This window comes from [Roseibacterium] beibuensis (genome assembly GCF_039542305.1).
GTDB lineage: Bacteria > Pseudomonadota > Alphaproteobacteria > Rhodobacterales > Rhodobacteraceae > Roseibacterium > Roseibacterium beibuensis.
The window spans coordinates 787046-812806 of the sequence record NZ_BAABHW010000001.1 but is presented as its reverse complement, the minus strand read 5'-3'; the positions used below and the strand labels follow the sequence as shown (position 1 = coordinate 812806).

The 25761-nt window shown below is 68.2% G+C and carries 28 protein-coding genes; 18 read left to right on the top strand and 10 right to left on the bottom strand.

Going from position 1 to position 25761, the window contains the following annotated elements; genetic code table 11:
* Positions 1-67: 67 nt before the first annotated feature.
* Genes ABD923_RS04045 through ABD923_RS04020 form a run of 6 tightly spaced genes read left to right on the top strand, consistent with a single transcriptional unit; the run spans position 68 to position 5011 of the window.
* Positions 68-1201, top strand: coding sequence for a glycosyltransferase family 4 protein (locus ABD923_RS04045; protein WP_259546534.1), 1134 nt, complete (start codon positions 68-70; stop codon positions 1199-1201).
* Positions 1198-2169 carry a mitochondrial fission ELM1 family protein gene (locus ABD923_RS04040; protein WP_259546535.1) on the top strand — a complete coding sequence of 324 codons (972 nt, stop codon included), beginning with the start codon at positions 1198-1200 and terminating at the stop codon, positions 2167-2169. Before ABD923_RS04045 ends, ABD923_RS04040 begins: the two co-directional genes overlap by 4 nt.
* A 33-nt stretch (positions 2170-2202) precedes the next feature.
* Positions 2203-2964 (top strand): hypothetical protein, encoded by a 762-nt coding sequence (locus ABD923_RS04035; RefSeq protein WP_259546536.1) that lies wholly within the window; start codon positions 2203-2205, stop codon positions 2962-2964.
* Positions 2965-2977: 13 nt separating this feature from the next.
* Complete coding sequence (locus tag ABD923_RS04030) at positions 2978-3619, top strand: sulfotransferase family protein (protein WP_259546537.1); 642 nt, start codon at positions 2978-2980, stop codon at positions 3617-3619.
* Between the two features lie 20 nt (positions 3620-3639).
* Positions 3640-4284: a sulfotransferase family protein gene (locus ABD923_RS04025; protein WP_345229426.1), complete on the top strand. Its 645-nt coding sequence runs from the start codon at positions 3640-3642 to the stop codon at positions 4282-4284.
* A 25-nt stretch (positions 4285-4309) separates the two neighbouring features.
* Positions 4310-5011 carry a putative nucleotide-diphospho-sugar transferase gene (locus ABD923_RS04020; protein WP_259546539.1) on the top strand — a complete coding sequence of 234 codons (702 nt, stop codon included), beginning with the start codon at positions 4310-4312 and terminating at the stop codon, positions 5009-5011.
* 4 nt (positions 5012-5015) lie between these two features.
* Here the strand turns inward: ABD923_RS04020 and ABD923_RS04015 are convergent, their stop codons facing one another.
* Positions 5016-5714, bottom strand: a complete 699-nt coding sequence (locus tag ABD923_RS04015; RefSeq protein WP_259546540.1) for a sulfotransferase family 2 domain-containing protein — start codon at positions 5712-5714, stop codon at positions 5016-5018.
* 209 nt (positions 5715-5923) lie between these two features.
* On the opposite strand from ABD923_RS04015, the gene ABD923_RS04010 reads away from it, so the two are divergent.
* The 8 genes from ABD923_RS04010 to ABD923_RS03975 all read left to right on the top strand — a co-directional run bounded on the left by ABD923_RS04010 (position 5924) and on the right by ABD923_RS03975 (position 12560).
* Positions 5924-6694: a sulfotransferase family protein gene (locus ABD923_RS04010; protein WP_259546541.1), complete on the top strand. Its 771-nt coding sequence runs from the start codon at positions 5924-5926 to the stop codon at positions 6692-6694.
* Positions 6695-6797: 103 nt separating this feature from the next.
* On the top strand, positions 6798-7547 hold the full coding sequence (locus ABD923_RS04005) for a sulfotransferase family 2 domain-containing protein (RefSeq protein WP_259546544.1): 750 nt from the start codon (positions 6798-6800) through the stop codon (positions 7545-7547).
* Positions 7548-7588: 41 nt separating this feature from the next.
* The gene (locus ABD923_RS04000) at positions 7589-8608 is read left to right on the top strand and encodes a ligase-associated DNA damage response exonuclease (RefSeq protein WP_259546545.1); all 1020 of its coding nucleotides are present in this window, start codon (positions 7589-7591) and stop codon (positions 8606-8608) included.
* Complete coding sequence (locus ABD923_RS03995; RefSeq protein WP_259546546.1) at positions 8598-9488, top strand: alpha/beta hydrolase; 891 nt, start codon at positions 8598-8600, stop codon at positions 9486-9488. The genes ABD923_RS04000 and ABD923_RS03995 overlap by 11 nt, the downstream gene beginning before the upstream one ends.
* Positions 9485-11083: an ATP-dependent DNA ligase gene (locus ABD923_RS03990; protein WP_259546547.1), complete on the top strand. Its 1599-nt coding sequence runs from the start codon at positions 9485-9487 to the stop codon at positions 11081-11083. Before ABD923_RS03995 ends, ABD923_RS03990 begins: the two co-directional genes overlap by 4 nt.
* An 81-nt stretch (positions 11084-11164) precedes the next feature.
* Complete coding sequence (locus ABD923_RS03985) at positions 11165-11533, top strand: spore germination protein GerW family protein (protein WP_259546548.1); 369 nt, start codon at positions 11165-11167, stop codon at positions 11531-11533.
* Between the two features lie 266 nt (positions 11534-11799).
* Positions 11800-12096 (top strand): hypothetical protein, encoded by a 297-nt coding sequence (locus ABD923_RS03980; protein WP_345229425.1) that lies wholly within the window; start codon positions 11800-11802, stop codon positions 12094-12096.
* Positions 12093-12560, top strand: a complete 468-nt coding sequence (locus ABD923_RS03975) for a hypothetical protein (RefSeq protein ID WP_259546551.1) — start codon at positions 12093-12095, stop codon at positions 12558-12560. Before ABD923_RS03980 ends, ABD923_RS03975 begins: the two co-directional genes overlap by 4 nt.
* 334 nt (positions 12561-12894) lie before the next feature.
* On the opposite strand, the gene ABD923_RS03970 is transcribed toward ABD923_RS03975, so the two are convergent.
* The 5 genes from ABD923_RS03970 to ABD923_RS03950 form a co-directional block, all read right to left on the bottom strand.
* Positions 12895-13674 carry a gamma-glutamyl-gamma-aminobutyrate hydrolase family protein gene (locus ABD923_RS03970; RefSeq protein ID WP_222188116.1) on the bottom strand — a complete coding sequence of 260 codons (780 nt, stop codon included), beginning with the start codon at positions 13672-13674 and terminating at the stop codon, positions 12895-12897.
* 102 nt (positions 13675-13776) lie between these two features.
* The gene (locus ABD923_RS03965) at positions 13777-14163 is read right to left on the bottom strand and encodes a RidA family protein (RefSeq protein WP_259546552.1); all 387 of its coding nucleotides are present in this window, start codon (positions 14161-14163) and stop codon (positions 13777-13779) included.
* Positions 14156-14329, bottom strand: coding sequence for a DUF2256 domain-containing protein (locus tag ABD923_RS03960; protein WP_259546553.1), 174 nt, complete (start codon positions 14327-14329; stop codon positions 14156-14158). Before ABD923_RS03960 ends, ABD923_RS03965 begins: the two co-directional genes overlap by 8 nt.
* Before the next feature lie 126 nt (positions 14330-14455).
* Positions 14456-15994, bottom strand: coding sequence for an FAD-binding domain-containing protein (locus tag ABD923_RS03955; protein WP_259546554.1), 1539 nt, complete (start codon positions 15992-15994; stop codon positions 14456-14458).
* Positions 15995-16048: 54 nt separating this feature from the next.
* Complete coding sequence (locus ABD923_RS03950) at positions 16049-16240, bottom strand: hypothetical protein (protein ID WP_259546555.1); 192 nt, start codon at positions 16238-16240, stop codon at positions 16049-16051.
* Between the two features lie 140 nt (positions 16241-16380).
* Between ABD923_RS03950 and pepN the strand changes: the two genes are divergently transcribed.
* Positions 16381-18978, top strand: a complete 2598-nt coding sequence (pepN, locus tag ABD923_RS03945; protein ID WP_259546556.1) for an aminopeptidase N — start codon at positions 16381-16383, stop codon at positions 18976-18978.
* Positions 18979-19266: 288 nt separating this feature from the next.
* Here the strand turns inward: pepN and ABD923_RS03940 are convergent, their stop codons facing one another.
* Positions 19267-20040: a heparan-alpha-glucosaminide N-acetyltransferase gene (locus ABD923_RS03940; RefSeq protein WP_345229424.1), complete on the bottom strand. Its 774-nt coding sequence runs from the start codon at positions 20038-20040 to the stop codon at positions 19267-19269.
* Between the two features lie 188 nt (positions 20041-20228).
* Here ABD923_RS03940 and ABD923_RS03935 point away from each other — a divergent pair, with 188 nt between their 5' ends.
* The gene (locus ABD923_RS03935; protein ID WP_259547423.1) at positions 20229-21113 is read left to right on the top strand and encodes a lysophospholipid acyltransferase family protein; all 885 of its coding nucleotides are present in this window, start codon (positions 20229-20231) and stop codon (positions 21111-21113) included.
* A gap of 98 nt (positions 21114-21211) precedes the next feature.
* Entirely contained in the window at positions 21212-21622 is a 411-nt protein-coding gene (locus tag ABD923_RS03930) for a hypothetical protein (protein WP_259546558.1), read from the top strand.
* A 15-nt stretch (positions 21623-21637) separates the two neighbouring features.
* On the opposite strand, the gene ABD923_RS03925 is transcribed toward ABD923_RS03930, so the two are convergent.
* From ABD923_RS03925 to ABD923_RS03915, 3 genes are all read right to left on the bottom strand, one after another.
* Positions 21638-22585 carry a transglycosylase SLT domain-containing protein gene (locus ABD923_RS03925; protein WP_259546559.1) on the bottom strand — a complete coding sequence of 316 codons (948 nt, stop codon included), beginning with the start codon at positions 22583-22585 and terminating at the stop codon, positions 21638-21640.
* A gap of 99 nt (positions 22586-22684) precedes the next feature.
* Positions 22685-23278: a lytic transglycosylase domain-containing protein gene (locus ABD923_RS03920; RefSeq protein ID WP_259546560.1), complete on the bottom strand. Its 594-nt coding sequence runs from the start codon at positions 23276-23278 to the stop codon at positions 22685-22687.
* Positions 23279-23496: 218 nt separating this feature from the next.
* The gene (locus ABD923_RS03915; protein WP_259546561.1) at positions 23497-24057 is read right to left on the bottom strand and encodes a type 1 glutamine amidotransferase domain-containing protein; all 561 of its coding nucleotides are present in this window, start codon (positions 24055-24057) and stop codon (positions 23497-23499) included.
* Positions 24058-24230: 173 nt separating this feature from the next.
* Here ABD923_RS03915 and gatB point away from each other — a divergent pair, with 173 nt between their 5' ends.
* Entirely contained in the window at positions 24231-25754 is a 1524-nt protein-coding gene (gene gatB, locus ABD923_RS03910; RefSeq protein WP_259546562.1) for an Asp-tRNA(Asn)/Glu-tRNA(Gln) amidotransferase subunit GatB, read from the top strand.
* Positions 25755-25761: the final 7 nt, after the last annotated feature.

Sequence of the window (25761 nt, the reverse complement as noted above, 5' to 3'; positions counted from 1 at the left end):
CCCCTTCTCTTGCCGGCCGGGACCCAATAGAGACGGAGGGGAAACGACGGGAACGGAGGCCAGATCGATGCGGGTCGCCCAATTGGTGCCGGCGCTTGGCGATGGCGGGGTCGAGCGCAGCGCGGTCGAGATGGCCGCTCGGCTCTCGGCCGAGGGCCACCCGAACTGGGTGGTCAGCGCGGGCGGTCGGCTCGAGGCCGAGCTTGCGGCCCTGGGCACCGGCCATCTTCGGCTGGAGATCGGGCGCAAGTCGCCCCTGGCCATCCGCGCCAACGCCACCCGTCTTGCCCGCTGGATCGACGCCGAGGGGATCGACCTCATCCACGCCCGCAGCCGCGCACCGGCCTGGGTCGGCTGGCTGGCCAGCCGCCGCGCACGACGCAAGCCTGCCTTCCTGACCACCTTTCACGGGGTCTACGGCCACAAGGGCGCGCTCAAGCGCTGGTACAATGGCGCGATGCTGCGCGGCCCGGTCGTGATCGCCAATTCCGAGTTCATCCGCGATCACCTGCAAACGGTCTATGGCGTTGCGCCCGGTCGCATCCTCGTCGCCCCGCGCGGCGTGGACGAAGCGCGCTTCGACCCGGCGAAGGTAAGCGGAGCGGCGACCGCTGCAATCCGCACCGAATTCGGGGCCGGGGACTGTCCCCTTCTGGTGCTGGTCGCCCGGATCAGCCGCTGGAAGGGCCATAGGCTGCTGCTGGACGCGTTGGAGCAGGTCACGGATCTGCCGTGGCGACTTGCGCTGGTCGGCGGAACGGATTCGGGCACGCTGGAGGCCGAGTTGCGGGCGCGGGTTTCGGACGGGCCGCTGACAGACCGCGTCATCTTCACCGGCAGCCGCTCGGACATTCCCGCGATCCTGGCCGCCGCCGACCTCGCCTTTTCCGTCTCGACCGAGCCCGAGGCCTTCGGGCGCGCCGTGATCGAGGCGGGCGCGATGGAAACCCCGGTGATCGGCGCGGCCCATGGCGGCACCTTGGAAACGCTCGTCGCGGGCGAAACCGGCTGGATGGTCCCCCCCGGGGACGCGACGGCGCTGGCCGAGCGCATCCGCGCCGCCCTGACCGCCCCCGAAGGCGCGCAGGCCATGGGCCGGGCGGGCCGCGCGCATGTGCTGAGCCGCTTCACCACGCGCCACACGCTCGATGCGGAGCTTGAGGGCTACCGCCGCGCGCTGGCGGAACGGGGGGCGGCATGACCGACGCCCCGCGAGTCTGGATCCTGGGCGATGGCCGGATCGGCCACGCGGTGCCCATGATGGGCGTGGCCGAGCGCGCCGGATGGCCCTACGAGATGCGGCAGGTCGCCCCGCGCAAACCCTTCGAGCTGTTGGCCCCCTTCGGCCCCATCGACCCGGCCGAGGCGCCGGACCGCGCGGGCAGCCCGCTTGCCCCGCCCTACCCCGATATCTGCATGGCCTCGGGGCGGCGGACGATTCCGTACCTTCGGCACCTCAAGCGCGTCTCGCCCCGCACCTTCACCGTGCTGTTCCGCATGCCGCGCACGGCGCGGACGGGCGCGGACCTGATCGTGGTGCCCGAGCATGACGGGTTCACCGCCCCGAACGCCATCACTGTCCCGGTCCTGCCGCATCGCTTCTCGCCCGACAGGCTGGCCGCCGCCCGCGCCGCACCGTCCAGCGCCCTGGAGGGCCTTCCAATGCCTCGCGTCGGTGTGCTGATCGGCGGCGACAGCCGGCATCACAGCTTCACGCCGGACGATATCGCGCGGCTCGCGACAGGGCTGAGCGACCTCGCCGAAAGCGGCGCGGGCCTGATGGTGACGCTCTCGCGTCGCACGCCCAAACCGCTCGCCGACGCGATCACGGCGCTTGGGAAGGCCGAGACCGTTTATGTCTGGGACGGGACCGGCGAGAACCCCCTGACCGCGATCCTCGCGCTCTCCGACGCGCTGGTCGTCACCGCCGATTCCACCAACATGGTCGGCGAAGCGGCGGCCACCGGCGCCCCGATCCACCTGTTTCACCCCTCGGGCGGTCATCCGAAGATCACCCGCGCCTACGAGATCCTCGAACGCGCCGCCGAGATCCGCCCCTTTCCGGGGCCGCTCGACGGCACGACCTACCCGCCCATCGACACCACCGCGGACGTTCTGGCCGAGATCGAGGCACGCTTTGCCGCCCACCGCGCCCGCAACAGCGCTTGACGCCGGACGCCCTACGCGGGAAGGAACGCCGCGATGACTGAGACACGCACAGATGACAGCCGCCAGACGGTGATCTGCCTCAAATGGGGGGATCGCTACGGGCCCGATTACGTCAACCGGATGTATCGCATGGTCAGCCGCAACACGGCGCGGCCCCTGCGCTTCGTCTGTTTCACCGATGACCCGACGGGTATCGGCGACGGGGTCGAGGTCAAGCCCATGCCGCCCTTCGACCTGCCCGAGCGGATGCGCTTTCACCCGTTCCGGCGCATGTTCCTGTTCCAGGAGACGCTGGACGACCTCTCCGGCCCGCTGCTGCATCTCGATCTGGACCTTCTGGTGACAGGGTCGATCGACGCGTTCTTCGACTACAAGCCCGAGGCGCGCTTCGTCGTGGCCGAGAACTGGACACAGAAGGGCCAGGGCATCGGGAACATGTCGGTCTTTCGCTTCCGCGTGGGCGAGTTGACCGAGGTGTGGGAGCGCTTCCGCCCCGATCCCGGCGCGATGATGGACCTCTACCGCAACAGCCAGACTTTCGTCTGCCGCACGCTGGGCGAGGTGGAGTTCTTCCCCGAGGACTGGTGCCTCAGCTTCAAGCATTCGCTGGTGCCGGCCTGGCCGCTGCGCTTCTTCGTGGCGCCGAAACTGCCGCCCGAGGCCCGCACCGTGGCCTTCACCGGCAAGCCCGATATCGACGAGGCGACGCGCGGCGAATGGCCGGTGCGCGCAGGTTGGAAGAAGCTCTACAAGCACATCCGCCCCGCCCCCTGGATCGCCGATCACTGGCGTTGAGCGGGAAAAGCCCATGCCCCTGGCCGAGATAAATGGAAACACGGTCCTCTTCGCCCATGTGCCGAAGACGGGCGGCTCCTCCATCGAGCGGTACCTGGCGACACACGGGACGGTGACCCTGAAGTCAGACCGGCGCGCCGAGGGCTTTCCCTGCTCGGCCCAGCACCTGCATGCCGAGCCGCTGTCCAGCCTGGTCGAGGCGGCCACGGTCGACCTGAGTTTCATGATGGTGCGCCACCCCGTCGCCCGGATCGCCAGCGAATACCGCTACCAGATGCGCAAGCGCGGCTGGCTGCGCGACCGGCTGAGCTTTTCCGGATGGCTGCGCTATGCCCTGACCCGGCGCGCGATAAACCCCTGGTATCGCGACAACCATTTCCGGCCGCAGCACGAGTTTGAACTGCCCGGCGCCGAGGTGTTCCGCTTCGAGGATGGCGTTGATGCCTGCATCGCCATGCTGGCCGAACGGCTGGGAACACCGCCGCCCGCCAAGCAGATCCGCGAAAAACCCTCCCCCGCCCGCGCCTTCGCCTTTTCCAGCAGCGACCTTGCGCGGATCGAGGCGGTCTATGCCGAGGACCTTGCCCGCTACGGCTACGGCATGGGGCGCGACGCCCTGTTGGAGGCCGGGCTTGGCGCGGATATGCTGCCGTGATGGAAAAGACTGCCCCCACCATGACCGACACAGCCGCCACCACTGCCGCTGACCCCGTCGAAAAGGTCTTCGTCATCGGCCTGTCCAAGACGGGCACGACCACGATGAAGGACATGCTGACGACGCTGGGCTACCGCGTGCGCGGCCCGTCCAAGACCCTGCTGGCCGCGATCCGCGCCGGTGACATGGACGCGGCCCTGCCGGTGATGGAGGCCTATGACGCCTTCGAGGACTGGCCCTGGCCGCTGGTCTATCGCAAGGCCTACGAGGTCTATGGCGACCGCGCGCGCTTCGTCCTGACCGTACGCCGGGACGAAGACACCTGGTTTCGCTCGATCGAGCAGCATGGCTATGGCACCAGCCCCCTGAAATCCATGAAGGATGCCTACGGCCACTACCGGCCCTTCGGGCGCAAGGCCGAATTCACGGCGCTTTACCGCGACCACACCGCCGCCGCGCGGGCGTTCTTCGCCGACAAGCCGGGCCTGTTCATGGAATTCTGCCTCGAACACGGGGATAGCTGGGACAAGCTCTGCCCGTTCCTCGGCCATCCGGTTCCGACGGGTGAACCCACGCCCCACCGCAACAAGACCGCCAAGGGCAAACGGGCGCTGAACCGCAAGCTGAACGCCCTGATCGCGCCGATCTACGCGCGCCTGCCCTGAGCCACGCAACACAAGAGGACATCCCGTGCCCGAGACCACCGACACACGCGGCGTGATCTACGTCGCCACCGGGGCCGCCTATGTCACCGACGCCTGCGCCTCGGCGCGCACGCTGCGCGAGGCAAGCCCGGGCATCGAGATCGACCTCTATTGCGACGCCGCCGACGGGGTCGAGGACGGGCTGTTCGACAAGATCCATATCATCGAGAACCCGCACAAACGCTCAAAGGTCGATTACATCTGGCAAACCCGCTTCGACCGGGCGCTGTTTCTCGACAACGACACGCGGATCGTCGCGGATATCTCCAACCTGTTCGACCTGCTCGACCGGTTCGACCTCTGCCTCGCGCATGCCCATTCGCGCGAACGTCCCTCGACCAACCAGACCTGGCGCACCGAGATCCCGAGCTGTTTTCCGCAACTCAACAGCGGCGTCTTCCTGTTCCGCAGGTCCGAGGCCGTGGTCGCGATGTTCAGGGAATGGGCCGACGCCTATCACGCGAACGACTTCACGCGCGACCAGGTCACCCTGCGCGAGTTGATCTGGCTGTCGGATCTGCGGCTGTTCGTGCTGCCGCCGGAATACAACATCCGCTATCCGAAATACCTCGAAGTCTGGGACGACAACGAAGCGCATCCCAAGATCCTGCATTACCCGGAATTCACCTCGGGCCGGACCGGCAAGCTGCGGCACGCGTGGAACAAGCTGCGGGGCCGCAAGGATTGACCGCTCAGAAGGTCATGCCGAACAGGTCGATCTCGCGCGCATAGCGGCGGCGGACGATCTCGGCGGTCTCGTCGGTATAGAAATCGCGGTAATCGCGCTTGGCCTTGGTGCGGAAACTGCCCTTGGCGCGCGGCAGGACAGGCACGTGGTCAAGCCCGAGACTGCCGACGAAGCTGGCGAAATCCTCCGCCAGCGTTTCATAACGCATCACGGTGTCGGCGACGCTCTTGCCGTTGATCGAGTAGATCTCGAACGTCTTCATCCCGGGCCGCCAGACCCTGCGACGCACGAACTGCTCGAAACCGGGTTTCTCATCCAGCTTACGCGTCGCCCAGAAATACAGCGACACTTCCCGGTCCCAGGCATTTCGCACGATCGTCACCTTGCGGTAGCTGTCGAACTCTGCCGGGTCCATGCGGCGGCGGACAAGCGCGGCCGGCATGTGCTGGAAATAGGAAAAGCCGGATTTGCGCGCCCGTGCCCCCATCCGGTGCAACAGCGCCGCGCCGAGCGGGCGGTAGGCAGGCGGAACATGGTAATTCTGCGGGCCGCGCCGCGCCGGATCGTCCTCGCGTTCCACGGCGTTCATCGGCGTGATGACATCCTCGGGGCCGCAGATCTCGGACAGCGCCAGCTCGACGCTGCTGCCAGCGGTTTTCTGCGTCTTGAGAAAGATGAACCTGTGACGGTGCGAGATGATCATGGGGCGCGGGCCGGGTCGGATCGGCCAGAACGGCCTTGGGCTGGAGATCACGCTTACGCGCCCCCCTTCCCCTTGTCCAGTTCGCGCCCCCGGCGCGGTCGCTTGCCTTGCCAGGGGCAGGCCAGTAAGACGCGGTGCATCGAGCGATGCCACCGCTCCGCCCGCATCCCCGCGCCGCTGACCGAAGAAGATCTGACGGATATGCACCCATGACGGCCGTTCTGCCGACCACGACCGAGCCCATGCCGCCCTTCTTCTGGCTGCACATCCGCAAGAGCGCGGGGCAATCCACCCGGGCGGTGCTGCACGAGACCTATGCCCAGTCCTGCCGCCGCGGCAACATCCAGAACTTTCCCGAAAGCCCGCCGAGCGAATGGAACGACGTGCTGAACAACCACCGCGTTCCGCTGGGGCGCTGGCAGTTCCGCCGCTGCATCTATGCGCGCGATTTCATCTACCGCGAGCATTGGGACAAGATGGTCCGCTTCGCCTTCAGCCGCGACCCGCTCGAGCGCTGCATCAGCGGGTTCTTCTACCTCGACAAGCCGGGCTATCGCGGCGGGCTGCTGAGCCGCTCGGCCCGGCTGCCGATCGGCCCCCTGCGCCGGACCGCGCTGAACCACCGGTTTGACCGTCACCTGGGCAAGATCGAAGCCTGCCTCGCCAGCCCGGTCGCGGAAAAGCCGCATGGCGTGCATTTCGCCACGCACACCGCGCCCATGTGGCCCGATATCGTGGACGAAGACGGGAACATCCTGCTCAGTCACGTCTTCGACCTGAGGGATTTCGACAAGGGCATCGCGTTGGTGCACGAGCTTTGCGGCCTGCAGCCGCCGCCACGCGCGACCGTCGAGAAAAAGACGAATGTCAACGCGCGCCGCATGCCCTTCACCCCCACGCGCCAGCAGATCGCGCGGGTCGAAAAGATCTACGAGCGCGATTTCACGCTGCATCACGACCACCTGCACAGGTTCGACTGATCCGCGCGCCCCCGTCGACGGATCCGTTGTTTTGCGCGAGCCGCCCCGCTATCACCAATGACGAGTTCCGCGCCAGCCCCTGACATCACAGGACAACCCGTCAATGAAGAGCCCGCGCCTCCTCTACCATCGGGCGATCGCCGATCTGCATAACTGGCGCGTTCTGTCTGCTTATCCGGACCCGAAAGACCACCCGATGCTGGCCAGCACGCCCGGGCACGCGAAAAAGGCGGTGCTGTCGCGCTGCTACTACATTCCGAAATTCGGTCTCTACTACGCGCGCATCCCCAAGAACGCGAATTCCACGATCTCGCGGACACTGACCGCCCATGCCGGGGTGAAGCGGCAGGACGAGGTCGGGCTGCTGGCCAAGAACATCTTCAACCGCATCCCGACCGCAGAGCAGTTCAGAGATGCCAGGAAGGTCGTGTTCCTGCGTGACCCGGTGGCCCGGGCCATGTCCGGTTGGAAGGACAAGGGCGTGTCGAGGAGTTTCCACATCCGCTACGGACTTTGCGGCGCAGAGGGTACGCCGCCGAATTTTCTGGACTTCCTGCACTGGCTCGAAGACCACCGTTATTTCACCAACCCGCATTTCCTGCCGCAGGTCGACCTGATCCCGGGCGATGTGTCCGACTACGGCGTTCATGTCATCGAGGATCTGGAGACCGGCCTGCGCGAGGTCTGCCAGGAGGTGTTCGGCCATTTTGGCGGGCTGGAGGAACGCCACTCGGGGCGGACCGGGGCAAGGTCCCTGCGCGAAAACGTCTCGGACGCGGAAATGGCCATGATCGAGCGCCTCTATCCTCGGGATCTCGCCCTCTACGCCAAGGTGACGGGCCAGACCGCCTGACGCGCCTGTTCGGGGGGCGCATTCCTTCCTATAACCGTTCCATGGTTCTGGAATTCACCGAAGCCGGCATCTACTGCCCCGCGGCCGATGCCTATATCGACCCGTGGCGGCCGGTCGAGCGGGCGCTGATCACCCACGGCCATAGCGACCATGCGCGATGGGGCCACCGCGCCTACCTCGCGACTGAGGCCGCCGCGCCGGTGATCCGGCATCGGCTGGGCGATATCCGGCTGCAAACCACCCCCTACGGCGAGGTCCACAGGATCGGCGACGCCAATATCAGCTTCCACCCCGCCGGCCACGTTCCCGGCTCGGCCCAGATCCGCGTCGAGGTGGGGGGCGAGGTCTGGGTCGCCTCGGGCGATTACAAGGTGGTCGATGACGGGCTGTCCGAGCCGTTCGAGCCGGTGCGCTGCGACACCTTCATCACCGAGTCGACCTTCGGATTGCCCATCTACACGTGGACGCCACAGGACGTGCTGGCCGAGGAGCTGAACCAGTGGTGGGCCGACAGCGCGGCGCAGGGCAAGCGCGCCGTGCTTGGCGTCTATGCCCTTGGCAAGGCGCAGCGCATCCTGCGGCTGCTGGACCCGTCCATCGGCCCGATCCTGACCCATGGCGCGGTCGAGGCGGTGACACAGGTTTTACGCGACCAGGGACTATCCCTGCCCGACACGGTCCAGATCAGGGCCGAAACCGACCTCACGGCCTATCCCGGCGCGATGGTTCTGGCCCCGCCCTCGGCGCTCGGGACGCCCTGGATGCGCAAGCTGGGGCCGGTCTCGACCGGCTTTGCCTCGGGCTGGATGCGGCTGAGGGGCGTGCGGCGCAGGCGGGCGGCGGATCGCGGCTTCATCGTGTCCGATCACGCCGATTGGGACGGGCTGAATACCGCCATCGCCGAGACCGGGGCCAGCCGCGTCTATGTCACCCATGGCTACACCGCGCAGTTTTCGCGATGGCTGTCGGACCAGGGCTACGAGGCCGGGATTGTCGAAACCGAATATGGCGGCGAAACGCTCGATGACGCCGAACCTGAAGGAACACCTGATGAACGCTGAGCTGACCCTCAAGGACCGCCTCTATCGCGGCATGGCACGATACATGGAAAAGCCGACACTGGCGAACGTGCCGTGGCACAAGGCGTTGCGCGTCCTCTTCGCGACCTCCGCGCTGTCGGGCGGGAAGAAACCGCGCGGCACGCAGGTCGAAAGCGACGGGCGCGACGGGCTGATGATCACCCCGCCGGGCGTGGGCCCGGAGGCGCCGCTTCTGTTCTACATCCATGGCGGCGGCTTCACCATCGGCAGCCCGCGCACGCACCTTGCGCTGGCCAGCCACGTCGCCAAGGCGGCGGGCATGCGGATGCACATGCCGGGTTACCCGCTGGCGCCGGAAAACCCGTTTCCCGCCGCGCCTGACGCGATCCTTGCCGCCTACCGCGCCCATTGCGACGCGGGCGACCCGCCTGCCGCCATCGGCGGGGACAGCGCGGGCGGCAACCTTGCGCTCGGGACCGTCATGGCAGCGCGCGACGCGGGCCTGCCCCTGCCGCGCGCCATCGCGCTGATCGCGCCCGCGCTGGATCTGACAGGCGATGTCGGGGCCCGCGCCGACGAGGCAACCGAGGAATACCTGATCCCCGCGGCCTGGGCGCAGCGCATCTTCGACGCCTATCTCGACGGGGCCGACCCGACCGATCCGCGCCTCAGCCCGCTCAAGGGCGATCTGGCGGGTCTGCCGCCGATCATGGTGCAGGCCAATGACGGCGAGGCGCTGGCGCCCGACGCCCGCGCGCTGGCCGCCCGCCTGCCCGAGACGCGGCTCGACCTGTGGCACGGGTTGCAGCATGTCTGGCACCTGCGCGCCGGCGCCACCCCCGCAGCCACCCGCGCCTGCGCAGAACTCGGCGCCTGGATCAAGGAGACCGCGGCGGCATGAAACGCTTCGCCGCGATGTTCACGCGGCTGGATCAGACCAACTCGACCAAGGCCAAGACCGAGGCGCTTGCGGACTATTTCCGCAACGCGCCCGAGGCTGACAAGCTGTGGTGCATCGCGCTTCTGTCAGGCCGCCGCCCGCGCCGGACGATCACCACGACCAAGCTGCGCGAATGGGCGGCCGAGCTGGCGGGCATCCCCCTCTGGCTGTTCGAGGCCTGCTACCCCGTGGTGGGCGATCTGTCCGAAACCATCGCGCTGGTCCTGCCGCCCAACACGCGCGACGCGGAGCTCAGCCTGGCCGAGTGGATCGCGCGGCTGCGCGCCCTCGATGCCGAGGACGAGGAGGCGCGCAAATCCGCCATCTTCGACGCGTGGGACAGCCTCGGCCCGGTGGAACGCTTCGTCTTCAACAAGCTTTTGACGGGAGGCTGGCGCATGGGGGTCAGCCAGAAACTGATGACCCGCGCGCTGGCGCAGGCCACCGGCATCGACGAGGCCGAACTGACCCACCGGCTGATGGGCGACTGGACCCCCGACAGCGTGACATGGCAAACCCTGATCGAGGCGCCGGACCCGACCGCCGACCTGTCGCGCCCCTACCCGTTCTACCTCGCCTACCAGTTGGAGGATGCCCCCGAGGACCTCGGCGATGTCTCCGACTGGCTCGCCGAGCGCAAATGGGACGGCATCCGCGGCCAGGTGATCCTTCGCGGGGGCGCGCATTGGCTGTGGTCACGGGGCGAAGACCTGATGACCGACCGCTTCCCGGAACTGGCGCGCCTGCGCGATTTCATCCCCGAGGGCACCGTGATCGATGGCGAGGTGCTGGCCTGGGACGCCGAGGCCGCCCGCCCCCTGCCCTTTGCCCGCTTGCAGCCGCGCATCGGGCGCAAGACGGTGCCGAAAAAGCTTCTGAAAGAGGCGCCCGTGATCGTCATGGCCTATGACCTGCTGGAATGGGGCGGCGAAGACTGGCGCGATCGCCCCCTGTCCGAGCGACGGGCGCAGCTCGAAACCCTTGCATCAGACCTGCCCGAGGGCGCGCCCCTGCGCCTGTCCCCCTCGGTCGAGGCCGACACTTGGGCCGAGCTGACCGAGGCCCGCGCCATCAGCCGCGAGATCGGGGCCGAGGGGCTGATGCTGAAACGCCGCGCCGCGCCCTATCTCGCGGGTCGCAAGAAGGGCGATTGGTGGAAATGGAAGGTCGATCCCCTGACCATCGACGCGGTGATGATCTATGCGCAGGCCGGCTCGGGGCGGCGGGCGACGCTCTATACCGATTTCACCTTCGCCGTCTGGGACGGGGACGCGCTTGTGCCCTTCACCAAGGCCTATTCCGGCCTGACGGATGCGGAGTTCCGCAAGATCACCGCCTGGGTGCGCAAGAACACCACCGACCGCTTCGGCCCGGTCCGCGCGGTCAAGCCCCACCATGTCTTCGAGATCGCCTTCGAAGGCATTCAGGAAAGCCCGCGCCACAAATCCGGCGTTGCCCTGCGCTTTCCCCGCATGGCCCGCTGGCGCCAGGACAAACCGGTATCCGAGGCCAACACGCTCGACGACCTGAAGGCGATGCTGGCGCAATACGGCTGATGCCCTGACCTGCATCAAGGCGTCTCGATCTTTTCATGCGCAACCTATCGGCGTCTTTTCGCGGCACGCAGGGAGGTTGCCATGACGGACGTGGACGCGCTTCTGACATCGACGGTCGAAGACCTCGACAAGCTGCTCAATCCAAAGAACGTGCTCGGCGACCCGATCGAGCGGGATGGCGCGACGGTCATTCCCATTGTCAGCTACGGCTTCGGCTTTGGCGCGGGCGGCGGCGAAGGCACAGGCGATGCCGGCAAGGGCGAGGCGCAGGGCAAGGGCGGCGGCGCGGGCGCCGGTGGCGGGATCAAGCCGCTGGGGGCGATCATCATCGACCAGAACGGCGCGCGCGTCGAAGCGGTGAAAGGCGCCATGACCTCGGTCGCGACCGTGCTGGCCGAAACCGCGGGCCGCGCCATGGGGCGCAACGCGGCCAGGGAAAACGACGCCTGAGCCGATGGTCCCCGCGCTCGGCATCCTTTTGACGTTGCTTGCGGCAGTGGTGCTGCTGGCCCTGCTGCCGTGGCACCTGCGGTTCCGGGCGCGCACCGCACCGGCGGAGCTCCGCTTGGACCTGCGCCTGTTGGCGGGGCATGCGCCAGCCATCCCGCTGGCGGGTGACAAACGGCGCGACAAGCCTGCGCGAGATCGGAAAAAACGACCCGCCCCCCACCGCGCCTCGCGCCACCTGCGCAGGTTGCAACAGGTGCAGGGTGTGGGTGCCTTGGTGGCAGGCCTGCTTTCGGCCTTTCGCCTGCGCGACCTCGAACTGGACGGCCGGATCGGCACCGGTGATCCCGCCGATACCGGCGCGCTCAGGGGCTGCCTCACCCCCCCCGATCTACGGGCCGGGACAGGCCGCGCGCCGGATCGAGATCGTGCCGGATTTCGCCAACCGGGTGTTCGAGTTCAGCGCAGCGGGCACCCTGGCGATCCGCCCCGACCGGGTGCTGGGAACCGGCCTGCGCTTTGCCTGGGTCAATCGCGGGATGCTCTTTTCACGGGGTCCCGCATGAGACGGCGGCGCGTCTCCCTCGGCCCGGTGCGGCAGTGCGGACCCAACGCGGTCAGCACCGTGGAAGAGGTCACGCTCGACGTGAGGCGCGGCCCGTCCCCCGAGCGCGGTCTGGCCGGATGGGGCGGGAAACGCCCCCTTGCCATCCTGATCCAGACGCCCGGCGGCCTCATCGCCACCACGCCCGATGGCCGCCCTCTCGCCCCCGACACGCTCGACGCGCTCTGCCCGGGCGCGCGGGATCACCTGACATCAGACCGGATCAACCAAGGAGGAGACCAGATGGAAACCAAGGACATCATCCAATACGCCCATGCGCTTTACGACGCCCATGGCGACAAGGCCGAGGCCGAAGCAGCGCAGAAGGCCGCCGCCGCCCGCGACGAGGGCAACACCGCAGACGCCGAGAAATGGGACAAGATCCGCCTCCATATCAAGGAGTTGCGCGGCCCCAAATCGACCTGAGCGCATCACGCCGGAGCGCGGGGTGCCTTGCTGCAAGGCGAAACGCGCGCTCCACGCGCCATGGCCCGACATGGTCACACCGCGCATCGCGCTGGCGGTGCCGCTTGGCTGCGCGCCGGTGGTGGCCCGCCACGCCCGTGCTTTGCGGCGATGCGGCCCAATCGGCCAGCGCGGGGCCTGCCAATGCGCCGGCCGCCATGGCGGCGCGTATGCGGAAACGGCACATCGTGACCCCGTTTCGAGATGATGACGAGAGGGTCAAGCGCGTCGCCATCGGCCCAAGGCATGACCGAAGCGGCGCAAAAGCGGGGTGTTCCTGACAGCGCAGGGCCGATCAGGCGACCTCGGCGACCGAGACGGGCCGTTTCCGGGCCTGCCAGTCCCGCGCCGCCTGCCCGAAAGCCTCGAACAGCGGGCGGCTGACCGGGTCGGTCGCCGCGCGGTACTCGGGGTGCCACTGGACCGACAGGGTGAAGCCGGGCGCGTCCTTCACATAGGTTGCCTCGGGCGTGCCGTCGGGCGCGTGGCCGTCGATCACGATCCGTGCCCCCGGCGTCTTGATCCCCTGCCCGTGCAGCGTGTTCGTCATCACCTCGGTCGAGCCGAAGAGCCGATGAAACGGCCCGCCTTCGGTGAAGGTGACGGTATGGCGGAGGGCGAATTTCTCTTCGATCGTGCCATCGGGGGGCATGCGGTGGTTCATCCGTCCGGGCAGATCCCGGATCTCGGGGTAGAGCGTGCCCCCCATCGCCACGTTGACCTCCTGGAAGCCTCGGCAGACGCCGAAGATCGGCTGTCCCCGCTCGACGCAGGCGCGGATCAGCGGCAAGGCCACCGCGTCGCGCGCCCGGTCGAACGCGCCATGCGCCTCGGTTGCGTCCTCGCCATATTCCTCGGGGTGCACGTTGGGCCGCCCGCCGGTGAACAGGAACCCGTCGCAGGCCGTCATCAATTCCTCGGTCGCTACGAAGCGCGGATCGGCCGGGATCAGCAGCGGCATGCAATCGGCCACGCAGGCGATCGCCTCGGAATTCATCGTCCCGCCCGCATGGGTCGGGTACTCGTCATTGACGAGGTGATGGTTGCCGATGATGCCAATGACGGGCCGGGCCATGATTGTCCTTCCGGGTCGTTCCGATCCTTCCCGATATAGCCCGGCTAATCGCCGCCGCAAAGGGACAGCCCCGCGCAGACCGCCCGCAGCCCGTGCACATGCCTAAGTCTTGGGCAATCTTGCGGTCACTTCGATCTCGATTTTCATGCGCGGGTCCTGCAAGGCCGCCACGATCATGGTCGCGGCAGGCCGCACCTCGCCCAGCCAGTTGCGCGTCACCGGCCAGCAGGCGGGCCAATCTTCGGCATCGGGCAGGATGTAGCGCACCCGCACCACGTCAGCCATCGAGGCCCCGACCTCGGCCAACGCCCCGGCAATGGTGCGAAAGGTCTGATCGGCCTGCGCGGCCACGTCGTCGGAGATCTCCATCGTCGCATAGTCGAACCCGGTCGTGCCCGCGACGAAGACCCAGCCATCGGCCACCACGGCGCGCGAATACCCGATCTCGGCCTCGAAGGGCGATCCGGTGGAAATCAACTGGTCAGCCATCCTTTCCTCCGCTCTTGCGCCCGCGCTTCGCCTCGGCCCGGCAGCGGTCCGAGCAATAGCGCAGCTCGTCCCAGACCTTCTCCCATTTCTTGCGCCACGCAAAGGGCCGCCCGCATTGCGCGCAGGTCTTTTGCGGCAAATCCGAATTCCGGCGCATCCTGGCCATCGCTTCCCCTTTCCGGGCCACCCCGCCCCATCTTTATCCCTCAAATATGCAAACCAGCGCCGAAAGGGGCTCAAGGCCCCTTGAGGCGCTTGCCCGGGCGACGCGGCGCAGGCGCGGCGCACCCTCTCACAGGTCCATGCGCAACTGCCGGGCGTCGCCGCCGCCGCGCCGCCGGGGTGCACGGTCATTCACGAAATGCCGGCCCGCGCCCCGATCCTTGCGGCTGGCATGCTTCTCGACAATCCGCGCGGCCTCGTCGCGGAAAGCCGCGCCGCGCCGCACACCCCAGACCTTTTCGCGCGCCTCCTTCGCGGCCCTGGCCACATCCACCAGCGGAACCGGATAGCGTTTGCCCAAGAGCCGCCCCGCCCCCTCCCAACGCCACGGTTCCTGCAGGAAAGCATCGGGCACCTCGGCCAGTTCCGGCACCCACCGTCGCGTGAACACCCCGTCCGGGTCCTGGTCATGCCCCTGCTTGACCGGGTTGTAGATGCGCACCGTGTTCATGCCGGTCGTGCCCGATTGCATCTGCACCTGCGGCCAGTGGATGCCCGGTTCGTAATCGGTGAACATCCGCGCGAGATGCGGCCCGGTCGCGCGCCAGTCCAGCCACAGGTGATAGGAGGCCACCGCCACCAGCATCGAGCGCATCCGGAAATTCAGCCAGCCGCCATGGGCCAGGTACCGCATGCAGGCATCGACAAAGGGCAGGCCCGTCTCTCCCGCCTGCCACGCCGCCAGACGCGCGGCATCGGGCGCGACCGGGCGCAGAGCCTCGTAGGCCGGGTGCAGGCAGCGCGTCTCGATGCTGGGCTGATCCTCCAGCTTCTGCATGAAATGGTCGCGCCAGGCGAGCCGCGCCTCGAAGCTTTTCAGCGATCCCGCCCACTCCTCGCGCGTGCCTTTCACCTCGGATTTGCGCGCCTTGGTCGCTTGCACCACCTCGCGCGGGCTGAGCGTGCCCCAGGCCAGGTGCGGCGACAGGCGGGAACAGGCCCCCTCCCCGGTCAGGGGAGAGGACATGTCGCGGCGATAGCTGCGCCCGCGTTCGGTCAGAAACCCCTGCATCAGCGAAAGGCCGTGCGCGCGCCCGCCCTTCTGACGCCCCGGACAGGGATCGAAGGCAAGGCCCAGATCGCGCGCATCCGGGATCGCCCCCGCCTCTTCCGGCAGGGGCTTCAGCGCCTCGGGCGCGGCCATCGCTTTGCGCCGCATGGCCTTTTCGCGACCGGCGGCCCACCCGTCGCGCCCCGACAACCGCCGCACCACGCCCAGTTGCGGCACCTCGACCCAGGCGATCCCGGCCTCGCGCGCCCAGGCCCCCACGCGGCGGTCGCGCGCATAGGTCCAGAGGTTGCCGGTTTCCTCGCTGCTGACGATCTGCGCGATGCCGTGCCGCGCGCAGAGCGTCCGCAGCACCTCGACCGCATCGCCCATGCGCACCACCAGGGGCGCGCCCAGCCCGGCCAGGTCGTCCCGCACCCCGGCCAGGCTCTCGGCCACGAAGCGCCATTGCCGGGCAGAGGCGTCGGGCTGCGCCCAGAGCTCGGGCTCGACGATGTAAAGGGGCAGAACGCACGCACCCCGCCCGGCCGCCTCGGCCAGTGCGGGGTTATCGTGAATGCGCAGGTCGCGCTTGAACCAAACGAGAACATTGCCGTTCATGGGCGGTCAGATAAGGGGAAATCGCCGCGCGTCAAAGCGATTCCCCGCGCTGCCTCAATCGACCGCAGCAGAGGGGGCGCTGCCGGTTTCCAGCTCTTCGGCGATCGGGTCGCCCGAGCCGAGCATCTGCAGCGCAACGAAACCGACCAGCGCCAGCACGGCGAAGGCGATAACCAGCCGCAGGGCGATCATCGAGGGTTTGTGGCGGCGTTCCTGTTTTTCCAGATTGGTGTCGGGGGCGCTCATCTGAGGTCTCCTGTCCTGTTCTTGCGTCAGCCTCTCAACGCCGCAGATGCGACATGGTTCCCATTCAGCCGCTTGGCGCGGTTGCGGCCCCGCCCCGCGCGGCCTAGCTTTCAGACAGCCCCAACGACAGGACCCGCGCCATGAAGGACGCCGCCCCCCAGCCGATCCACCTTGCCGATTACCGTCCACCCAGCCACCTGGTGGACAGCGTGCACCTGACCTTCCGGCTGTCACCCAAGGACACGCGCGTGAAATCGAAGATCGCCTTCCGCGCCAATCCCGAGGGGCTGGACGAGGGCAACCTGCGCCTCGATGGCGAGAACCTGCGCCTGATCACGCTGTCGCTGAACGGCAAGCCGCTGACGGCCTTCGACTACCTGCTGACGCCCGAGGGGTTGACCATCCCCGCCGAGCGCCTGCCCGGCGACGCCTTCACGCTGGAGGCCGAGGTCGCCATCGACCCCGAGGCAAATACCGCGCTGGAGGGGCTTTACACCTCGAATGGCATGTTCTGCACCCAGTGCGAGGCCGAAGGTTTCCGCAAGATCACCTTTTACCCCGACCGGCCCGACGTGATGGCCCCTTTCACGGTGCGCATCGAAAGCGACCTTCCGGTGCTCCTGTCGAACGGCAACCCCATCGCCCAGGGCGACGGCTGGGCCGAGTGGCACGACCCCTGGCCCAAACCCGCCTATCTTTTCGCGCTGGTCGCGGGCGATCTTGTCGCCCATTCCGACAGCTTCACCACCGCCAGCGGCGCCAAGGTCGATCTCAACATCTGGGTGCGGCCCGGGGACGAGACCCGCTGCGCCTATGCGATGGACGCGCTGAAACGCTCCATGGCCTGGGACGAGCAGGTCTATGGCCGCGAATACGATCTGGACGTGTTCAACATCGTCGCCGTGGACGATTTCAACATGGGCGCGATGGAGAACAAGGGGCTGAACATCTTCAACTCCAAATTCGTGCTCGCCAGCGCCGAGACCGCCACCGACCGCGATTACGACTTCATCGAGGGCATCGTCGCGCACGAGTATTTCCACAACTGGACCGGCAACCGCATCACCTGCCGCGACTGGTTCCAGCTGTGCCTCAAGGAGGGGCTGACCGTCTTTCGCGACCAGCAGTTCAGCGCCGACATGCGCAGCGCCCCGGTCAAGCGCATCGAGGACGTGCTGCAACTGCGCGCGCGCCAGTTCCGCGAGGATGCCGGCCCGCTGGCCCACCCGGTCCGGCCCGAAACCTATATCGAGATCAACAACTTCTACACCGCCACGGTCTACGAGAAGGGCGCCGAGGTCATCCGGATGCTGCGCGAGCTGGCCGGCCCCGACGCGTGGCGCGCCGCCCTTGACGAGTATTTCGCCCGCCATGACGGGCAGGCCTGCACCATCGAGGATTGGCTTCAGGTCTTCGAGGATGTCGCGCAACGCGACCTCAGCCAGTTCAAGCGCTGGTATTCGCAGGCGGGCACCCCGCGCGTGACGGCGGAGTGGTCCATCGCGGGCGACGACCTGACCCTGACCCTGCAGCAAGAGGTGCCGGAAACCCCCGGCCAGCCGCTCAAGGAACCCGCGCTGATCCCCGTGCGGCTCGGCTTTCTCAGCCCCGAGGGCGTGGACCTGTTGCCCGACACGGTGCTGGAACTCGACAGCCCGGACCTCACCCGCACATGGGACCTCGCCGCCCTCGCGCGCGAGGCCGGCGTGCCCCGCCCGGACCGGGTGATCCCATCGCTGCTGCGCGGCTTCTCGGCGCCGGTCATCCTCGACGCGCCGCTCTCGGCCGAGGATCGCGCGGTGCTGCTGGCCCATGACAGCGACCCGTTCAACCGATGGGAGGCGGGCCGCAGCCTGCTGCGCGAGGCCATTGTCGCCGACCTGTCGGGAACGCCGTTCGACACCGGGATGGTGATCGACGCGATCGGCAAACTGGCCGGGGACGAGACGCTCGACCCGGCCTTCCGCGCGCTTGCGCTCGGCTTCCCGTCCGAGGATGACATCGCGCAGGCCGTCCATGATGCGGGCCTCGTGCCCGATCCGACCGCGATCCACGCAACGCGGCAGGCCATATCGGAGCGGATGGGCACGGCCCTGGCCCCCCTCTTCCGCCAGCTTTACGAGGCGCATGACCCCGGCCCCGATTACAGCCCCGACGCCGCCTCGGCCGGCAAGCGCGCCCTGCGCAACACCGCGCTGCGCTTCCTGTCGCCGCCAAGCGACCCGTCGCTGGCCCGCGCACAGTTCGACGCCGCCACCAACATGACCGACCAGGTCGCGGCGCTGACCTGCCTGATCGCCGCCGGCGACCGCGCGGCCCCCGCCGCCTTCGAGGCGCAGTGGAAAGGCGACCGGCTGGTGATGGACAAATGGTTCATGCTGCAGGTCAGCACGACGCCGCCCGCCGACGCGCTGGCGGTCGCCCGGGCGCTGACCGAACATCCGCTCTTCGACTGGAAGAACCCCAACCGCTTCCGCTCGGTCATCGGCGGGCTCAGCATGAACCCGGCGGCCTTCCACGATCCCTCCGGCGCGGGCTACCGCTTCGTGGCCGACTGGCTGATCCGGATGGACGGCGCCAACCCGCAAACGGCGGCGCGGCTCTCCACCCTGTTCGAGACCTGGCCGCGCTATGACACCGACCGGCAGGAGATGATCCGCGCCGAACTGGACCGCATCGCCGCGACCGAGGGGCTGAGCCGCGACATGACCGAGATGGTGGCCCGCATCCGCGGGTGACCCGCGCGAGTCGGCGGGCGGGTCAAGGATCGCCCGAAGGGCGACCGCGCAGCGCGCGGCTTGTCCTTGAGGCGACCGGCGACTCGCCTGCATCCTCGGGAAGGCCTGTTTGCCTGGCAGAATGGCCAGCAAACGGCCTCTCTACAAATGGCCGACCCCCGCCATGCCGCGCGCCGCATCCGGCCGGGCGCGCCCCCGCGCGGACCCGGCCAAAGGCCGGCCCGCGCGCCACGCCCAAACCAAGGCGGCGTGGCACAGCCATGCCGGCCTTGGGCGGGAGCGCCCGCCTCAGCGCATCAGTTGCGTGTAGGACCAGACCAGCGCGATCAGGACCGGCTGGTGCAACAGGTAGACCCAAAGCGAATGCTTGCCCGGCCAGGCCAGCGCGCGGGCCAAGCGCCCACCCTGCCATGTCGCGGCCCGGGTCCAGAGGCCCGTCACCGTTCCGATCCGCCCCGCCGCCAGCCCCAGCAGGAACGGCCCCAGCCATGGGAACAGCGGCACGTAATCCACCGCGATGATCGGCACGGTCTGCAACCCCGTCCACCACAAGGGCCATGGATCGAAGAACGCAGAGCGCGCCACATGCGGCGCCGCGAAGGCCAGCGCCGCCAGCAGGATCACCCCCACCGCTGGGATGCGGATCACCAGCATCCCCACAAGGCTCGCCGCCGCGATGGCATGCAGGATGCCGAAGAAGATGAAGGCCTGCGGGATCGCGATCCGGGTCGCCACCGTGATCAGAAGCGCCGCCGCCGCGATCTTGGCAAAGCGTTTCCAGAAGGACGGCCAGCGCGCGCCCTGCCCGTGCGCCAGCCACAGGCTCACCCCGGCGAGAAACAGGAACGACCCCGCCGTGCAGATCGCCAGCATCCGCCAGCCCCCGGTCAGAACCGTGCCGCGCGGCAGGTATCCGAATGTCTCGAGGTCATAGGCGAAGTGAAAGATCGCCATGGCCAGAAGCGCGAGGCTCCGCGCATGATCAAGCGCCAGCACCCGCCCGCGCCGCAACCCCGTTCCGGCCCTCACCGCGGGGCCATGCCTGTGCACAAGATCCACCATCGCGCCCGACCCTAGCAGCGGGACTTCGCCTTGCCCATGCCCGACGCAAGCCGGGGGCTGGAAAGGGCGCTGCGTGATCCCCATGTCATGACGGCGTTACAGGAGCATGTGATCCGGAGGATGCCATGCAACCCGCCGCACGCCACTCCGATGCCTTCGACTGGCCGCCCGCCGCGGCGCCCGGCCCGATCGAGGACCGGCTCGCCCCGCTGATCGAGGAGCGCGCGCCCTGGCTCTTCTCGGGACGGCGCGGCACGGCGACCGCCCGCGCGGCGCTCGACCGGCTTCTGGGCCAGAAACGCACCGTCGAGATTGCCACCGCGCTCGACCCGCATGCGGGCCCGCGCGTCATGGATACCGCGGCGCGCCTCGTGTGTCGCAGGCTCGATGTCACGGGGCTCGGCAACATCCCCGCCACCGGACCCGCCCTGATCGTGGCCAACCACCCCACCGGCATCGCCGACGGCTTGACGCTTTGGCGGGCGCTGGCCACGCGGCGACCCGATCTCTTCTTCTATGCCAATGCCGATATCCTGCGCGTCCTGCCGCAACTGTCTCAGGTCATCGCCCCGGTAGAATGGCGCGAGGAGAAACGCTGCCACGCCAAGGCGCGCGCCACCATGGCCTACACCCGGCAGGCGCTGGTCGAAGACGGGCGTCTCGGCGTGATCTTCCCGTCGGGGCGGCTGGCCAAGCGGCGCGGGCTGCGCCTGCATGAGCGGCCCTGGATGGCCTCCGCCGCGCAGATCGCGCGGCGCTTCGACGTGCCGGTGATCCCGATCCATATCCGGGCCCGCAACTCGGCGCTGTTCTATACCTTCGACGCGATCCACCCCACGCTGCGCGACATCACCCTGTTCCACGAGGTGCTGAACAAGGCGCGCCAACCGTTTCGCGTCACCATCGGCGCGCCGATCCCGGCCGCCGATCTGCCCCGCGCCCCGGAGGCGGCGATTGCCCATCTGCGCCGCGCCACCCTTGCCCTTGGCGAGGACCAGGGCGGCGGGGGGCTGTCGCTGCTCAAGGCCGGGCCGCCGCGCCTGTTGCCGTCCCCCCGGCCGGGCCTCGGCTGAGCGCCCGAGGGCCGCCGATCCGGTCGAAAAAGCGGACTGTCTCCAAGGTTTCCCAGTGGTGACACAAACTTGTCCAAATCGGGCGGTTTAACATCGCCATGACCGACACGTTCGAATACGCAGCCCGTCCGGGCAATACCGCGCTCAGCCTCGCAGCCTTTGCCGGGCTTTCGTTTCTGACCGTGCAACTCTGGGCCGTGATCCCGGGCTACGTGCTGCTTCTGCTGCTGCCCGCCCTCGCGATCAGCCTTGCACAGATGATCTTCGTGCCGAACTGGGGGCTGCGCATGGGGCGCTCGGTCTGGCAGCTGGATATCGGGCGCGACAAGGTCTCGATCCCGGTCGGCCGGATCGCCTATCTGGAGGTCGCGGACCGCCGCGGACAAACCCGGATCGCGGTGGTTCTGGAAACGGGCGAGCGTATCGCGATGCCGAAGCAGGCGCTGCCGGACCCCCTCGTGCTGATCCGCGAGGCGACCAGCCGCGGCATCCCCGTGCGCCACACCTGATCTTTTACGGCAAGCCTACCCCGCGCGCGCCGGACGCGCGACGGGACGCAGGCTCAACCTGTTCATCGGCCCCGAGATGGCCTCCATCACCACCGATCCGCCGGGCCGCGCGGCCTCGGCCAGGCCGGCCGGCCGCATTTGCGGGCGGGTGGCGGATTGGCAATAATCCTGCGACCGGACCCAGTTGCGCATATCCTCTCGCTTGCGGCGCGAATGGAACGGCCCCCAATCCGCGGCCACCCCGCGCATCCCTTCCGAGACGACATTATCGCGCGGCACGGTGATCCCCATGATCCGGATGCCGCAGCGCAGGTTCGCCGACCCGTCGAGCAGCGCCTCGGCGCTGGTCACGTCGCAATTGCGCCAGCGCGCCGTCCCCGGCGCGATCTGGACAAGGCCGAACCATTGGCCGCCGCCGCCCACGGCGCGCGGGTTATGCGTGCTTTCGTGCCACGCCAGGGCCGAGATCAACCCGGCCCAGAAGGCCGCACGCTGACCGCGATCGGCAGTGATGTATCCGGGGCACCAGGCCTCGATATCCTCGGGCACGGTATCGAGCAGCGGCGCCCCCGGCCCGCGCAGCGCGGCCATGACGGCGGCGGTCCAGCGGTCGCCGCGCGGATGTTCGTCCCACCGGGCGGCCGGCACCAGCCACCCCTCTCGGTGGCGCGGCCTGAGGCTCCGGGCCGGGGCCAGCGCGCTGATCTCGGGTTCGGGCGGCAGGCTGACGGGGGTGTCGGCATCGGCCAAGGGGGGCGCCAGAGCCATCTGGCCCGCGGTCACCTCGACCTCCGGCACGCTTGGTGGAGTCACCTCAGGTGTGGCCGCGACAGGGCGCGGGATCGGGCGTAGCGACAACACCCCGGCAGGGCCGTCCTGCGCCGTCGCGGGCCGGGGCAAAAGCCCCGCCAGCACGATGCAGACGGCCAGTGCCACAGCCTTGGTCAATGGCTTGGCAGCCATGCGCTCTCCCCCCAGTTGCGATCGCGCACCGCGCGACACTGCACCCGCACGCGCGAAAAGGCAAGGAAAACAAGGGGCGAACATGGGGCTTGGCCCGCGTCAGCCCGCGCAGAAGGGCTGGGCGCTGACCCAGGCGCGCATGTCCTCGCGCTTGTCGGATTGCACGAACGGCCCCCAATCGGCGGCCACGCCGCCCCGACCGCTGGCCACCACGCCATCGCGCGGCACGGTCTCTCCCCAGATCCGCAGCGCGCAGGAAAGATTGGCCTCGCCATCGCGCAGGGCGTCGCCGCTGGTGGCGCGGCAGCCGTAATGGCGCGCGGTGGCCGGGCTGATCTGGACCAGGCCGAACCAGCGCCCGCCGCCGCCCACGGCTTGCGGGTTCCAGGTGCTTTCATGGCGGGCCAATGCCGACAGCAGGCCAACCCAGAAGGCCTCGCGCTCGGCGCGGGTGCCCTCGGTATAGGCCGGGCACCAGGCCTCGATATCGGCGGGAACAAGGTCGGGCAGATGACCCGCGGGCGCGCCTTCTTCCAGCATGGCGAGGCTGGCATCGGTCCAGGCGGGGGCTTCGGGGCGGTGGTCCCAGCGCATCACGAACTCGGTCGGTTCCACCTCGGACGCGCCGAGCGGCAGCATGGAACAACCCGACAGGCCCAGCACGGCAGCAGCCGCCAGAATGAACGCTCGCATAATGATTTCTCGAAACTATTGCAGACAGCGCGGTGTGCCCGAGCCTGTATGGCCGAGTCCATGACCCTGTGGAAAACCCGGCAAGGTCGGCAGAAGCCCGCCGAAACCGGGCGGAAAGAAGCGCATCCGCCAAGAAACGACCGGCGCCCCGTTCGGACATCGGAAACGGGGCGCCGGGGTGGTCAGCCTAAAGCCGACCGGGGGGAAAGATCCTGCGGTCAGGCGGCCTTTTTCTCGTGGCGGCCTTCCTCGATCTCTTCGACGATCTTGCCGACGAACTCCTTCAGATCGTTCGGGTTGCGGCTGGTGACGATGCCACTGTCGGCCACGGCGGATTGATCGACCCACTCGCCGCCCGCGTTGATCACGTCGGTCCTGATCGAGTGATACGAGGTCATCTGGCGGCCCTTGGCAAGGCCGGCCTCGACCAGCAGCCACGGCGCGTGGCAGACGGCGGCGATGACCTTTCCTTCACGGGCGAACGCCTTGACCGTCTCGATGGCGCGGTCATCGACGCGTAGTAGGTCGGGGTTGATCTGGCCGCCCGGCAGAACCAGCGCGTCATAGGCCGCGACATCGATCTGGTCGAAGGACAGATCCGCCTCGGCCTCGCGGCCCCAATCGCTGCCTTCCCAGCCCTTGATGGGCTGGCCATCGGGCGTGGCGATATGGACCGTCGCGCCCTTCACGCGCAACTGGTCACGCGGGAATTCGAGTTCGGACTGCTCGAACCCGTGGGTGGCGATGATCAGGATGTTCGACTCGGTGATGCTTGGCATGGCGTGTCCTTTCGGCTCGCTTGCATTTATGGTGGAACGCGCCCGTTCGGCGCGCCCTTCGCTTTCAAAACGCGCGCCCCCGGCTTGCGTTCCATCGCTTGGCGCATGCCGCCCCCTTGCCCGCTTCGCGCCGCTGACCTAAACGCTTGGACAAACGAGACGGAGGCCCGAGAATGCTCGACCTGACCCCAGACGAAAAACCGACCCCGAAACCCAAGATCATCCCCGGCGCCAAGCAGGATTGGGAACTGGTGATCGGCATGGAGGTGCATGCGCAGGTCTCGACCCGCGCCAAGCTGTTCTCGGGCGCCTCGACGCAATTCGGGGCCGAGCCGAACTCGAACGTGGCCTTCGTGGACGCGGGCATGCCCGGCATGCTGCCCGTCATCAACGAGGCCTGCGTGGCGCAGGCGGTGCGCACCGGGCTGGGCCTCAAGGCCGAGATCCACCTGAACTCGGCCTTCGACCGCAAGAACTATTTCTACCCCGACCTGCCGCAGGGCTACCAGATCAGCCAGCTCTACCATCCGATCGTGGGCGAAGGCGAAGTGCTGGTCGAGATGGGCGACGGCACCGCGCGCACGGTGCGGATCGAACGCATCCACCTCGAACAGGACGCAGGCAAGTCGATCCACGACATGGACCCGGCGATGAGCTTTGTCGATCTCAACCGCACGGGCGTCGCCTTGATGGAGATCGTCAGCCGCCCCGACATCCGCGGCCCCGAGGAGGCAGCGGCTTACGTCGGCAAGCTGCGCCAGATCATGCTCTATCTGGGCACCTGCGACGGCAACATGCAGAACGGCAATCTGCGCGCCGACGTGAACGTGTCGATCTGCCAGCCGGGCGCCTACGAGAAATACCGCGAGACGGGCGATTTCGGCTATCTGGGCACCCGCTGCGAGATCAAGAACATGAACTCGCTGCGCTTCATCCAGGCCGCCATCGAATACGAGGCGCGCCGCCAGATCGCCATCGTCGAGGGCGGCGGCAAGGTCGACCAGGAAACCCGCCTCTACGACGCCGACAAGGGCGAGACGCGCTCCATGCGCTCCAAGGAAGAGGCGCATGATTACCGCTACTTCCCCGATCCCGACCTTCTGCCGCTGGAGATCGAGCAGGCCTGGGTGGACGAGATCGCGGCCAACCTGCCCGAACTGCCCGACGCCAAGAAGGCCCGCTTCATCGGCGATTACGGCCTGTCGGATTACGACGCCAGCGTGCTGACCGCCGATCTGGAGGCCGCGCATTACTTCGAATCCGTCGTGGCCGAGGCCAAGGACGGCAAATCCGCCGCGAACTGGGTCATCAACGAGTTGTTCGGCCGTCTCAAGAAAGACGAGACATCCATCACCGACAGCCCGATCACGCCCGCGCAGCTGGGCCAGATCGTCAAGCTGATCAAGTCCGACGCCATCTCGGGCAAGATCGGCAAGGACGTGTTCGAGATCTCCTACACCACCGGGCGCGACCCCGAGGAGATCGTCGAGACCGAGGGCATGAAGCAGGTCACCGATACCGGCGCGATCGAAACGGCGGTGGACGAGATCATCGCCGCCAACCCCGCGCAGGTGGAAAAGGCGCAGGCCAACCCGAAACTGGCGGGCTGGTTCGTGGGCCAGGTGATGAAAGCCACCGGCGGCAAGGCCAACCCCAAGGTCGTGAACGAGATCGTGACGGCGAAGCTGGGGCTGTAGCATGGCG